Source organism: Hydrogenophaga sp. (assembly GCF_030656115.1).
Lineage (GTDB): Bacteria > Pseudomonadota > Gammaproteobacteria > Burkholderiales > Burkholderiaceae_C > Hydrogenophaga.
The window spans coordinates 46,279-59,283 of sequence record NZ_JAUSOO010000123.1 but is presented as its reverse complement, the minus strand read 5'-3'; the positions used below and the strand labels follow the sequence as shown (position 1 = coordinate 59,283).

The following is a 13,005-nucleotide window of genomic DNA, read 5'->3' as shown; positions in this document are numbered from 1 at the left end:
CAGACACCACACGCCGTACGGCGCGTTGCAAGGGGCTCCATCGCTCAGAAAAATTGACAAATCAAGTTGATTAATCAATTTGATTGATGAACTTTTATTCCTTTGCAAACGCTTGCACTATAAGGATTTTCCCTAGCTGTTGCATCGGCATTGAAATGGGAGTTACGTACCTAAAACATTCAAATTTTTAAGGGTTTTCACCAAGTGCAAACGTTTGCACCAATGATCGAATAGCGCCACTTTTATGCAACCTATTTTTAATTTTCATGAAATCTAGGTACATCGAAGCGTCCCCCAAACCAATCATCGGAGCTCTCTCATGCAAAACGTTTTCAAACTGGCCGCTGTGGCCGCCCTGTGTGCTTCTGCCGCTGCCGCCCAGGCCCAGATGACCCTGGATGCCAACCTGGAACTCGACACCACCTACACCAACCAGGTGGACGCTCCCGCCACCAACGCCCGCGCCAGCGACCTGTCGCTGGGTGGCCGTGTTGAATTCAACGTGGGCGCCAAGGCCACCAGCGGCGACGCCTTCGTGGCCGCCCGCGCCAGCCTGCTGCTGAAAAAGGACGGCAACACCGGTGTGGACGACATGTGGGTGCAGGCAGGCAACACCACCGCCGACGTGAAGCTGGGCCGCTTTGAAGCCATGGATCTGTTCCCGGTCGGCAAAGACACCGTGCTGGAGTACGCTGGTTACACCCCCTACCAGGCGAATGCCCTGCGCGGCCGCAAAGGCAGCGATGTGTTCCACGGTGCCCTGGGCCTGAACGCCGCCCCAGGCCTGCGCTTGGAACTGGGTCTGGTGTTCAGCAAAGACGCTGGCGAGTCCAAAGGTTTCCGCCCTGGTGTGGTGTACACCAGCGGCCCGCTGACGCTGCGCGCTGGCCTGGAATCGGTCAAGGTGGTGGGCGCTGCAACAGGCTCTGAAAACGGCCTGGGTCTGTCGGCGGGCTACCAGCTCGACAAAGACACCCACATCAACGTCAACTTTGCCAAGAAAGAGGACGACAAGACCTTCGGCGTGAACGCCACCATCGGCGCCGCCGGCATTGGTTTGGTGTCGGGTAAAGGTGCTACCGCAGCCCAGAAAGCCACCACCGTGTACGCCGCCTACACCCTGCCGCTGATGGGCGTCAAAGGCGCCAGCATCACCCCGGCCATCAGCTTCGCCAAGGGTGGCACGGGCTCCAAGGGCCAGACCGCTGCGCGCGTGCGCATCAACTACGCGTTCTGATCGTTTCGATCCTTCGGACACCCCTTCAAACAGGGTGTCCTGGCCGTTTCTTCAAGGTTTTTCATGTTGCCCGGTACCGCAAGGTACCGGGTTTTTTTGTGACCGATCGACCAGCATGGGCGCTGCCCCACCGGGTCTTGGGCGCGGTGGAATAATGGTCCGATGCAGCGCAACAACCCCACCCAAGCCCCAGCCAAACCGCCCCGCGAAGCCGCAGCCGCCCCAGAAGGCCGCCGACGCATGCAGATGACCGACATTGCCCGGCTGGCGGGCGTGTCCACCTCCACCGTTTCGCGCGCGCTCAGCGGCAGCACCCTCATTCCGGAGGCCACCCGCACCCGCATCGTGGAGCTGGCCCGCTCGCTGAACTACCGCGTCAACGTGGGGGCCGCCAACCTGCGCAAGCGCGATGTGCAGACCATCGGTGTGGTGATTCTGGGCGACAGCATGCAGGCCATTTCAGACCCGTTTTTGCTCAGCGTGGTGGGCACCGTGGCCGACGCGCTGGACGAGCGCGGCATGAGCCTGCTGCTCTCGCGCATGAAAGAGGGCGCGCCGCAACAACTGGCCGCCATCGTGGAGAGCGGCCAGGTGGCCGGGCTGGTGGTGATTGGCCAGCTCACCTGGCACGAACGGCTGAACCAGCTGGCCAAGATGGATGTGCCCATGGCGGTGTGGGGCGCGGCGCTGCCCGACGCCATTTACCCCACCGTGGGCAGCGACAACCTGCAGGGCGGCTACCTGGCCACCCGCCACCTGATTCAGCGGGGCTGCCGCCACATTGCTTTTTTTGGCGACGTGAACCACCCCGAGGCCGGGCTTCGTCACCAGGGCTACGTGAAAGCCCTGCAAGAGGCCGGGCTCACGCCCGACCCCCGGCTGCACCAGTCTTTTTTGTTCAGCGACTCGCGCATTCGGGCTGTGATCGACCAGTGGCTGGACCAGCACCTGGAGTTCGACGCCATTTTTGCCAGCAGCGATGTGTGCGCCGTGTCCATCTTGGGCGCCCTGAGCGAGCGCGGCATTGCCGTGCCTTCGCAGGTCAAGCTGGTCGGCTACGACGACATTGCGCTGGCCGAACACATGCACCCCTCGCTGAGCTCGGTGCGCCAGCCCTACGCCCTGGCCGGGCGTGCTTTGGTGGACCTGCTGTTTGAGTCCATCGCCGGCCAACCCCGGCGCAACGTGGTGCTGCCCACCGAGCTGATCGAGCGCGAGAGCAGCCGCTGACAGGCCGCTGTTCGCCTGTTGACCGCTTTCGTCGCCGAAGCAACGGCTACAGACTGTCAGCGGTGGTTTCGTTCGGGTTTCGTTTCCATTGGTAGGTGAAAACCCCATCATGCAATCGTTTGCACCGGTGCTTCAATACCGTCACTGCCGCTACAAGCCGCTGACGCTGGGCAGTCCATGGAACCCACAAACACACCGAAGGCCAACCAATGACACAACACCCCTCCCTGATGGCCAAAGCCGCCGCCCTGGCGCTGACCGCCCCGCTGTGGATCGCCGGCGCCCACGCCGCCACCATCACCATTTCTTGCGGCTCGGTCGGTCAGGACTTCGAGTTCTGCAAACAAACCACGTCCGAGTGGGCCAAGAAAACCGGCCATGAAGTCAAGCTGTTCACCATCCCGAACAGCACCACCGACATCCTGGCGCTGTTTCGCCAGATGTTTGCCGCCAAGTCCACCGACCTGGACGTGATCAACGTGGACGTGGTGTGGCCGGGCGTCATCAAAGACCACCTGCTGGACCTCAAGCCCTACAGCAAAGGCGCTGAAAAAGAGCACTTCCCGGCCATCGTGGCCAACAACACGGTGGGCGGCAAGCTGCTGGCCATGCCGTGGTTCACCGACGCGGGCCTGCTGTTCTACCGCAAAGACCTGGTGGAGAAATACGGCGCCAAAGCACCCACCACCTGGGACGAGCTGGCCACCACCGCCAAGAAAATTCAAGATGGTGAGCGCGCTGCGGGCAACCGCGACTTTCAGGGCTTTGTGTTCCAGGCCAAGGCCTACGAAGGCCTGAGCTGCAACGCGGTGGAATGGGTTCACAGCTTTGGCGGGGGCAACATCGTCAACGACAAGGGCGAGATCACGGTCAACAACCCCAACGCCGTGGCCGCGCTCAAAACCGCTGCGTCCTGGATCGGCACCATCGCGCCCCAAGGCGTGCTGAACTACGCCGAAGAAGAAGCCCGTGGCGTGTTCCAGAACGGCAACGCGGCCTTCATGCGCAACTGGCCTTACGCCTGGTCGCTGGGCAACGGCGCCGACAGCAAGATCAAAGACAAAATTGGTGTGTCGGCCCTGCCCAGGGGAGGTGCCAACGGCCAGAACGCGGCCACGCTCGGTGGCTGGCAACTGGCGGTGAGCAAGTACTCCAAGAACCCCGAAGCCGCCGCTTCGCTGGTGATGCACATGACCAGCCCCGAAGTGCAGAAAATGCGCGCCATCAAGGGTTCGTACAACCCGACCATTGCGGCCCTGTACCAGGACAAGGACGTGCTGGCAGCCAACCCCTTCTTTGGCGACCTCTACAGCGTGTTCACCAGCGCCGTGCCGCGCCCGGCCACCGCCACCGGCGCCAAATACCCCGAGGTCAGCTCGGCGTTCTGGAACGCCACGCACGACGTGCTCTCAGGCAAGGCCACCGCCGAAGACAGCCTGAAGAAGCTCGAAGGCAAGCTCAAGCAGGTCAAGCGCAACCAGTGGTGATCTGACCGGTTGAGCACCGCACGTGTCCGGGGCCTGGTGCCCTGGACACCCCTTCGGCCTGAACCAGAAACAAACCCCTCCTCATGAACAACAAGACCCGCACCGCCTGGACCTTCATGGCCCCGATGCTGCTGGTGCTGACGCTGGTGGCCCTGTGGCCGCTGGGCCGCACCATCTGGTTCAGCTTCACCGACGCCAACATCAACGACCTCTCGGCCACGAAGTTCGTGGGCCTGGAAAATTATTTTGGCGAATACGGGCTGTTCGCCAACCCGAACAACACCGACGGCTTTTTTGCCAGCGACTGGGGCATATCGATTCTGAACACGCTCAAGTTCAGCATCGTCTCGGTCACGCTGGAAACCCTGATGGGCCTGGGCGTGGCGATGCTGTTGAACCAGGACTTCAAAGGCCGCACCTTTGTGCGCACCGCGGTCCTGGTGCCCTGGGCCATTCCCACCATTGTGTCGGCCAAGATGTGGGGCTGGATGCTGCACGACCAGTTCGGCATCATCAACCAGTGGCTGGTGGACGCCAGCATCATCACCGACAAAATTGCCTGGACCGCCCAGCCCGAATACGCCATGTGGACCGTGGTGGCGGTGGATGTGTGGAAGACCACACCGTTCATGGCGCTGCTGATTCTGGCCGCGCTGCAAACCCTGCCCAAAGACTGCTACGAGGCCGCCGAGGTGGACGGCGTGCACCCGCTGCGCGTGTTCTGGAAGGTGACGCTGCCACTGATCAAACCCGCGCTGATGGTGGCGGTGATTTTCCGGTTGCTCGACGCGCTGCGCGTGTTTGACCTGATCTACGTGCTGACCTCGAACAACAACAGCACCATTTCCATGTCGGGCTTTGTGCGGCGCGAAATGATCGACAACGGCTACATGGGCTACGGCTCCGCCGCCTCCACTGCGCTGTTCCTGATCATTGGTTTGTGTACCGTGGCGGCCATCAAATTGAGCCGCATGAAGTTAGGGGAAGACTGATGAAATCCGCTTGGTACTGGCGCGTGGCGCTTTATCTGGCCGCCGCGGTGGTGGTGGTGATCTCGGTGTTCCCGTTCATTTACGCGGTGTCCACCTCGTTCAAAACCGGCTCGGCCTTGTTTGAATCGACGCTGTGGCCCAACACGGTGTCGTTCAGCAACTATGTGTCGCTGTTCACCCTGGCCGAACAACCCTTTGGCCGCCATATTCTGAACTCGGTCATGGTGTCGGTGCTGGTGGTGTCGATCTCGCTGTTCATTGGGGTCACCGCGTCGTATGCGCTGGGCCGCATCAACTTCAAAGGCCGGGGCCTGCTGCTCACGGCGGTGCTGGCCGTGTCGATGTTTCCGCAGGTGGCGGTGCTGGCGGGCATGTTTGAGCTGATCCGGTTTCTGGGCCTGTACAACAAGGCCATTGGCCTGGTGCTGCCCTACATGATCTTCACCCTGCCCTTCACCGTGTGGGTGCTCACCACCTTCATGAAGCAACTGCCCAAAGAGCTGGAAGAGGCCGCCATCATGGACGGCTGCGGCCCCTGGCGCATCATCAAAGATGTGTTCATGCCACTGCTGTGGCCCGCGCTGGTGTCCACCGGCCTGCTGGCTTTCATTGCGGCCTGGAACGAATTCCTGTTCGCCCTCACCTTTGTGCTGGACAACAACGAACGCACCGTGCCGGTGTCCATCTCGCTCATTTCAGGCGCCAGCAAATACGACATTCCGTGGGGCAACATCATGGCCGCCTCGGTGCTGGTGACCCTGCCCCTGCTCGGCCTGGTGCTGGCGTTCCAGAAAAAGATCGTCTCGGGCCTCACGGCCGGCGCGGTGAAGGGCTGAACGCCTTGTGAACCCGCGCGAGGAGCGGGCTGGCCTGAATACTGCGTATCCCTTTTGAATCCAACCCCCAAGACCTCAACACCATGACACCAAAAGCACCCAACAACGGCTGGTGGCGCGGCGGCGTGATCTACCAGATCTACCCGCGCTCCTTTCAAGACAGCAACGGCGACGGCATTGGCGACCTGCCCGGCATCACCCAGCGGCTGGAACACATTGCCGCCCTCGGGGCCGACGGCATCTGGCTCTCGCCCTTCTTCAAAAGCCCGATGAAGGACTTCGGTTACGACGTCAGCGACTACTGCGACGTGGACCCCATGTTTGGCACGCTCGACGACTTCAAGGTGCTGGTGCAACGCGCCCACGAACTCGGACTCAAGGTGATGATTGACCAGGTGCTCTCGCACACCAGCGACCAGCACCCCTGGTTTGCCGAGAGCCGCGCCACCCGCCACAACCCCAAGGCCGACTGGTACGTGTGGGCCAATGCCCAGGACGACGGTTCACCACCCAACAACTGGCTGAGCATTTTTGGCGGCAGCGCCTGGCAGTGGGACACGCGCCGTTGCCAGTACTACCTGCACAACTTCCTGACCAGCCAGCCCGACCTGAACTTCCACAACCCCGCCGTGCAGGACGCGCTGCTGGCCACGGTCAAGTTCTGGCTCGACCTGGGCGTGGACGGCTACCGGCTGGACACCGCCAACTTCTACTTCCACGACGCCGAGCTGCGCAGCAACCCCGGACGCGGCGCCCCCGACCTCGACAAGCCCGACCCAGCGGTGAACCCGTTCAACCCCTACGGCTGGCAGTGGCACGTGTACGACAAAAGCCGCCCGGAAAACCTGGTGTTCATGCAGCGCCTGCGCGCCCTGCTCGACCAGTACCCCGACACCACCATGGTGGGCGAAATTGGCGACGACGACGGCCTGGCCCGCGTGGCCGAATACACCGCCGGCGGCGACAAACTGCACATGGCCTATTGCTTTGACCTGCTCGGCGAGCAACACAGCACCGCGTTTCTGCACGGCACGCTGGAGCGCTTCAACGCCGTGGTGGGCGACGGCTGGCCGTGCTGGGCGCTGTCCAACCACGACTGCGAACGCTCCGCCTCGCGCTGGGGCGGCACACCACCCAACCCGCAGCTGCTGCGCCTGGCCGCCGCCTTCCAGGCCAGCCTGCGCGGCACGGTCTGCCTGTACCAGGGCGAAGAGCTGGGCCTGCCTGAGGCACAACTGGCCTTTGAAGACCTGCAAGACCCCTATGGCATCACCATGTGGCCCGAGTTCAAAGGCCGCGACGGCTGCCGAACCCCCATGCCCTGGGTGGCCGACGCACCGCACGCCGGTTTCACCACCGGCGCCAAGCCCTGGCTGCCGGTGGCCACCACCCACACACCGCTGGCGGTGGACCAGCAAGCCGGGCGCGCTGAGAGCCTGCTGAGCTACTTCACGCAGTTGCTGCACTGGCGCCGCCAGCAGCCCGCGCTGGTGCACGGCCGCATGGCCCTGCTGCCGCTGCACCCGCAGGTGCTGGGCATCGTGCGCGAACACGCCAGCGCCCAAGGCACGCAGCGCCTGCTGTGCGTCTTCAACTTCAGCGACCAGGCCGCCCACCTGGCCCTGCCACCCGAATGGGCTGGCGCCGCCACGTTGCTGGGCAGCGGGCTGAGCGGTGCCCGTCTGGACACCGACACGCTGCACTTTGAACCCTGGGGCGGTCTGTTTCTGCAGGCCTGAACCCCCACACCCCCGACGGAGAAACCCATGTCCCGGATCGATTTCAAAAACGTCTGCAAGCGCTATGCGCCGCAGTCCCCGCTCACCATCAACAACGCCAACCTCACCATTGAAAAAGGTGAGTTTTGTGTGTTCGTGGGCCCCTCGGGCTGCGGCAAGTCCACCTTGCTGCGCATGGTGGCCGGGCTGGAAGACATCAGCTCGGGCGACCTGTCCATTGGCGGCGAGCGCGTCAACGACCTGCCGCCCGCACGCCGGGGCGTGGCCATGGTGTTCCAAAGTTACGCCCTGTACCCACACATGACGGTGCGCGACAACATGGGCTTTGGCCTGAAGGTGTTTGGCTCCAACGCCGCCGAGATTGACAAAAAAGTGCGCGAAGCCGCCGACATCCTGCAGCTCACCCCGCTGCTGGACCGCCTGCCCAAAGAACTCTCGGGCGGCCAGCGCCAGCGCGTGGCCATTGGCCGCGCCATCGTCAAAGAGCCACGCGTGTTTTTGTTTGACGAGCCGCTGTCCAACCTGGATGCCGCCCTGCGCGTGCAAACCCGGTTGGAGATTGCCAAGCTGCACCGCGAGATTGGCACCGCCAGCATGATTTATGTGACCCACGACCAGGTGGAAGCCATGACCCTGGCCGACAAAATCGTGCTGCTGCGCGCCGGCCCCGAGGTGCAGACCCACGGATCCATCGCCCAGATTGGCACCCCCATGGACCTGTACCACCGGCCCAACAGCCTGTTTGTGGCCGAGTTCATTGGCTCGCCCAAGATGAACATCCTGCCCGCCACCTTTTTGTCGGCCAGCCCGGGCATGGCGCACATCAGCGTGGTGGGACAGGTGTTTGAGGTGGCGGTGCAGGCCGAGCACCTGACGGCCCAACAGCCGGTGAGCCTGGGCCTGCGGCCCGAACACATGCGCCTGGCCAGCGATGACAACAGCCCCAACAGCCTGCCCGCGCAGGTGGACCACATTGAAAAGCTGGGCGAGGCCTCGCTGCTGTACCTGCGGCTGGACGAGCGCCTGCCCACCATCACCCTCAAGCTCGAAGGCACCACCGCACTCAAGATCGGCGCCACCATCCGCTTGCAGGTGGATGCGTGCGACCTGCACCTGTTCGACAGCAGCGGCCAGGCGCTGACGCGTACCGTATCCTTGCCGGTTTGAACCCCGGAGCGCACAAGCCTCCGGCCCCATTCACCCCAGTTTTTCGGCGGGAGTTCCGGTCATGCTGACAACCCAAGACGTTCAAGCGATCCAGTCCGGCCAGCACCCAGACCCCTACGCCGTGCTGGGCCTGCACCGCTTCGCCAGCGCCCTCTGGGCGCATGCATTTTTGCCGGGCGCGCAGCAGGTGGACCTGCTGGACCGCCACAGCGACCAGCACCACGGCAGGCTGCAACGCGCAGAGGGCAGCGACGTGTTTTCGCTGGCCCTGCCCGCCGACACGCCGCCGTTTGCACACCGGTTTGAGGTGCAGTGGGCCAGCGGCCACAGCAGCCGGGTGGACGACCCATTTGCCTTCGGCCTGGTGCTGGGCGAGTTGGACGTGTGGCTGCTCTCCGAGGGCACGCACCAGCGGCCCTTTGAGTGCCTGGGCGCGCACCCGCGCACGCTCGACGGCGTGGCCGGTGTCAGCTTTGCCGTGTGGGCCCCCAGCGCGGTGCGCGTGTCGGTGGTGGGTGGCTTCAACCAATGGGACGGGCGGCGCCTGCCCATGCGCCTGCGCCGCGAGTGCGGCATCTGGGAAACCTTTGCGCCCGGCCTGGGCGCGGGCGAGCTGTACAAGTTCGAGATCGTCACCGCCAGCGGTGAGCGCCTGCTCAAAAGCGACCCCTACGCCTTTCGCTGCCAGCTGCGGCCCGAGACCGCCAGCGTGGTGCAGGCCCTGCCCCCGGCACGTCCCATGGCCCCCGCGCGCGCCCGCGCCAACCGCTTTGACCAGCCCATCAGCGTCTACGAGGTGCACCTGGGTTCGTGGCGCAAGCAAGACGGCTGGCGCTGGCTGAACTACCGCGAGCTGGCCGACACCCTGGTGCCCTATGTGCGCGACATGGGCTTTACCCACCTGGAGCTGCTGCCGGTGTCTGAACACCCGTTTGACGGCTCCTGGGGTTACCAGCCGGTGGGTCTGTACGCGCCCACCGCGCGCTTTGGCACGCCCGAAGACTTTCAGTATTTTGTGGACGCGGCGCACGCCGCCGGTGTGGGCGTGTTGCTGGACTGGGTGCCCGCCCACTTTCCCACCGACAGCCACGGCCTGGCCCGCTTTGACGGCACCCACCTCTACGAACACGCCGACCCCAAAGAGGGCTTCCACCAAGACTGGAACACCCTCATTTACAACTACGGTCGGCCCGAGGTGCGCAACTACCTGATTGGCAACGCGCTGTACTGGATAGAGCGCTTTGGGATTGACGGCCTGCGTGTGGACGCGGTGGCCTCCATGCTCTACCGCGACTACAGCCGCGCCGAGGGCCAGTGGGTGCCCAACCAATACGGTGGCCGCGAAAACCTGGAAGCCATCGACTTTTTGCGCCGCCTGAACCACACCGTGGGCGTGGAGCGCGACGGCACGCTGATGGTGGCCGAAGAATCCACCTCGTTCCCCGGCGTGAGCCGCCCACCCAGCGCCGACCTGCAAGGCGGCGGCCTGGGCTTTCACTACAAATGGAACATGGGCTGGATGCACGACAGCCTGCACTACTTTGCCCGCGACCCGATCCACCGGCGCCACCACCACAACGAACTCACCTTCGGCCTGGTCTATGCGTTCAGTGAAAACTTCATGCTGCCGTTCTCGCACGATGAGGTGGTGCACGGCAAAGGCTCGCTGCTGCAGCGCATGCCCGGCGACGACTGGCAGCGCTTTGCCGGCCTGCGCACGCTCTACGGCTACATGTGGGCCTACCCCGGCAAAAAGCTGCTGTTCATGGGCTGCGAATTCGCCCAGCCCACCGAATGGTCGGCCGACACCCAACTGCCCTGGGCGCTGCTGAACGACCCGCGCCACGCCGGCATGCAGCGCCTGGTGCGCGACCTCAACCGCGTCTACCAGCACCACACGCCGCTGCACCAACTCGACACCGCGCCCGGGGGTTTTGCCTGGATCGCGCACGACGACGCGGGCCAGTCGGTGCTGTCGTGGCTGCGCTTTGACACCGAGGGCCGCCCAATGGCGGTGGTGTGCAACCTCACCCCGGTGCCGCGCCCGGGTTACCGCGTGGGCGTGCCGCTGGCGGGCGCGTGGCAAGAAATCATCAACACCGACGCGGCGGTGTACGGCGGCAGTGGCCAGCACAGCGGCGCCGGCCACACCGAAGCCCAGCCCGCGCACGGCCACGCGCAGTCGCTGGTGCTGAACCTGCCACCGCTGGCCTGCGTGATCCTGGCCCCGGTGCCGCCCGCCCCCGTTGAACCGCCCCTGAGCCGCCTGCACGCATGAGAGCTCTCGGCGCCACCGTCACACCGCAAGGCGTGCATTTCGCCCTGGCGGCGCCCCACGCGCAGGGTGTGGAACTGTGCCTGTTTGACGGCGCTGGCCAGGCCTGCACGGCGCGGCAGCCGCTGGCGCGCAATGCGCACGGCATCTGGCACGGTTTTGTACCCGGACTGGGCGCGGGCGCGGTGTACGGCTACCGGGTGCACGGCCCCTGGAACCCGGCCCAGGGCCAGCGCTTCAACCCCGCCAAACTGCTGCTCGACCCCTACGCCCGCGAGGTGCTGGGCCGGTACGACGGCGACGGCATCCACAACGGCCACCGCGCCGACGACCCGAGCCAGCCCGACCCGCGCGACAACGCCGCCACCGCCCTGAAAGCCCGCGTGCTGGCCGACCCGCCGCCGCTGCACGCACCGCGCCCGCACATCGACCCGGCCCAGCGCGTGCTGTACGAGCTGCACCTCAAAGCCTTCTCCGCCCTGCACCCCGGCGTGCCCGAAGCGCTGCGCGGCACCTACGCCGGGCTGGCGCACCCGGCGGCCATCCAACACCTGAAGCGCCTGGGCATCACCACCGTGTGCCTGATGCCACTGGCCCAGCGCGCCGACGAGCCGCGCCTGCTGCAGCTGGGCCTGAGCAACCACTGGGGCTACAACACCATCGGCTGGGCCGCACCCGAAACCCGCTACGCCAGCGCCCCCGAGCGAGCGCGAGACGAATGCCGCGCCCTGGTGGAGGCGCTGCACGCGGCCGGCCTGGAGGTGGTGCTCGACGTGGTGTTCAACCACTCGGCCGAATCCGACGAGACCGGCCCCACGCTGTCGCTGCGCGGCATCGACAACGCGCTGTACTACCACCTGGACCCGCACGACCGCGCCCGCTACGTCAACTGGGCGGGCTGCGGCAACGTGCTCAACCTGAACGAGCCGCTGGTGCTGCGCCTGGTGATGGACAGCCTGCGCCGCTGGGTCACCGACTTCGGCATCGACGGCTTTCGCTTCGATCTGGCCCCCATCCTGGCGCGCGGCGAGCCGCCACACACGGGCTTTCAACCGCGTGCGCCCTTCCTCATGGCGTTGGCCCAAGACCCGCTGCTGTGCAACCGCCTGATGATCGCCGAGCCCTGGGACATCGGGCACGGCGGCTACCAGCTCGGCGCCTTTCCCGCCGGCTGGCTGGAATGGAACGACCGCTACCGCGACACCCAGCGCGGCGCCTGGCTGCGCCAGAGCGGCACGCCCGGCGCGCTGGCCCACACGCTGGCCGGATCCAGCGCGGTGTTTGGCCACCGGCCGGCCCACAGCAGCGTGAACTACCTCACCGCACACGACGGCTTCACGCTGATGGACCTGGTGAGCTATGTGCACCGCCACAACGAAGCCAACGGCGAAGGCAACCGCGACGGCCACGGCCACAACCTGAGCGTGAACCACGGCGTGGAAGGCCCCAGTGACGACCCCACGGTACAAGCCGCCCGGCTGCGCCAGCGCCGCGCCCTGCTGGCGGTGCTGCTGCTCTCGCTGGGCACGCCCATGCTGCTGGCCGGCGACGAGCTGGGCCACAGCCAGCAAGGCAACAACAACGCCTACTGCCAGGACAACCCCAGCACCTGGCTGCACTGGGACACAGCCGGCAAGGCCGACCCGGGCCTCACCGACTTCGTGGCGCAGCTCATTGCGCTGCGCCAGTCGCTCGCCCCGCTGCGGGGCCACTGGTGGCGCAACGGCCCCAGCACCCACCCCGGCACGTCAGAGCCGCTGGCCCGGTGGTTCCAGCCCAACGGCGACCCCTTGGGCCCCTGCGAATGGGAACACAGCCACGCCACGCCGCTGCTGCTGCAACTGGATGTACCGGGGCTGGCCTGCTTGTTGCTACTGAACCCGACGAACCAGCCGCACCGCGTGGTGTTGCCACCGGGCCCCTGGCAGCGTCGGCTGGACACCCACAGCGGAGCCACCGAACCCTTTGCCCTGGCTGCCACGGTGGAACTGCCTGCCGGCAGTGTCTGGCTGGCCGTTCAACCCGGCACCTTTTGACTGCCT

The 13,005-nt window shown here is 65.2% G+C and carries 9 protein-coding genes; all 9 read left to right on the top strand.

Annotation, left to right across the window (positions count from 1 at the left end):
• Window positions 1–319: 319 nt before the first annotated feature.
• The 9 genes from Q7J58_RS15545 (at window position 320) to glgX (ending at window position 12,999) form a co-directional block, all read left to right on the top strand.
• Window positions 320–1,237: a carbohydrate porin gene (locus Q7J58_RS15545; protein ID WP_304829988.1), complete on the top strand. Its 918-nt coding sequence runs from the start codon at window positions 320–322 to the stop codon at window positions 1,235–1,237.
• 162 nt (window positions 1,238–1,399) lie between these two features.
• Window positions 1,400–2,467, top strand: coding sequence for a substrate-binding domain-containing protein (locus Q7J58_RS15540; RefSeq protein WP_304829985.1), 1,068 nt, complete (start codon window positions 1,400–1,402; stop codon window positions 2,465–2,467).
• A gap of 209 nt (window positions 2,468–2,676) precedes the next feature.
• Window positions 2,677–3,954, top strand: coding sequence for an ABC transporter substrate-binding protein (locus Q7J58_RS15535; RefSeq protein ID WP_336623502.1), 1,278 nt, complete (start codon window positions 2,677–2,679; stop codon window positions 3,952–3,954).
• A gap of 83 nt (window positions 3,955–4,037) precedes the next feature.
• Entirely contained in the window at window positions 4,038–4,946 is a 909-nt protein-coding gene (locus Q7J58_RS15530) for a sugar ABC transporter permease (protein WP_304829982.1), read from the top strand.
• On the top strand, window positions 4,946–5,782 hold the full coding sequence (locus Q7J58_RS15525) for a carbohydrate ABC transporter permease (protein ID WP_304829979.1): 837 nt from the start codon (window positions 4,946–4,948) through the stop codon (window positions 5,780–5,782). Before Q7J58_RS15530 ends, Q7J58_RS15525 begins: the two co-directional genes overlap by 1 nt.
• Window positions 5,783–5,865: 83 nt before the next feature.
• A complete protein-coding gene (locus tag Q7J58_RS15520) occupies window positions 5,866–7,521 on the top strand; it encodes an alpha-glucosidase (RefSeq protein WP_304829976.1) in 1,656 nt (551 codons plus the stop codon).
• Between the two features lie 27 nt (window positions 7,522–7,548).
• On the top strand, window positions 7,549–8,688 hold the full coding sequence (gene ugpC / locus Q7J58_RS15515; protein WP_304829973.1) for a sn-glycerol-3-phosphate ABC transporter ATP-binding protein UgpC: 1,140 nt from the start codon (window positions 7,549–7,551) through the stop codon (window positions 8,686–8,688).
• Window positions 8,689–8,749: 61 nt separating this feature from the next.
• Window positions 8,750–10,966: a 1,4-alpha-glucan branching protein GlgB gene (gene glgB, locus Q7J58_RS15510; RefSeq protein WP_304829970.1), complete on the top strand. Its 2,217-nt coding sequence runs from the start codon at window positions 8,750–8,752 to the stop codon at window positions 10,964–10,966.
• On the top strand, window positions 10,963–12,999 hold the full coding sequence (glgX, locus tag Q7J58_RS15505; protein WP_304829967.1) for a glycogen debranching protein GlgX: 2,037 nt from the start codon (window positions 10,963–10,965) through the stop codon (window positions 12,997–12,999). Before glgB ends, glgX begins: the two co-directional genes overlap by 4 nt.
• The last annotated feature ends 6 nt before the right edge of the window (window positions 13,000–13,005 follow it).

Coding starts and splice junctions, on each gene's coding strand:
- Q7J58_RS15545 (WP_304829988.1), top strand. CDS start 320: ATGCAAAACGTTTTCAAACTGGCCGCTGTGGCCGCCCTGTGTGCTTCT.
- Q7J58_RS15540 (WP_304829985.1), top strand. CDS start 1,400: ATGCAGCGCAACAACCCCACCCAAGCCCCAGCCAAACCGCCCCGCGAA.
- Q7J58_RS15535 (WP_336623502.1), top strand. CDS start 2,677: ATGACACAACACCCCTCCCTGATGGCCAAAGCCGCCGCCCTGGCGCTG.
- Q7J58_RS15530 (WP_304829982.1), top strand. CDS start 4,038: ATGAACAACAAGACCCGCACCGCCTGGACCTTCATGGCCCCGATGCTG.
- Q7J58_RS15525 (WP_304829979.1), top strand. CDS start 4,946: ATGAAATCCGCTTGGTACTGGCGCGTGGCGCTTTATCTGGCCGCCGCG.
- Q7J58_RS15520 (WP_304829976.1), top strand. CDS start 5,866: ATGACACCAAAAGCACCCAACAACGGCTGGTGGCGCGGCGGCGTGATC.
- ugpC (WP_304829973.1), top strand. CDS start 7,549: ATGTCCCGGATCGATTTCAAAAACGTCTGCAAGCGCTATGCGCCGCAG.
- glgB (WP_304829970.1), top strand. CDS start 8,750: ATGCTGACAACCCAAGACGTTCAAGCGATCCAGTCCGGCCAGCACCCA.
- glgX (WP_304829967.1), top strand. CDS start 10,963: ATGAGAGCTCTCGGCGCCACCGTCACACCGCAAGGCGTGCATTTCGCC.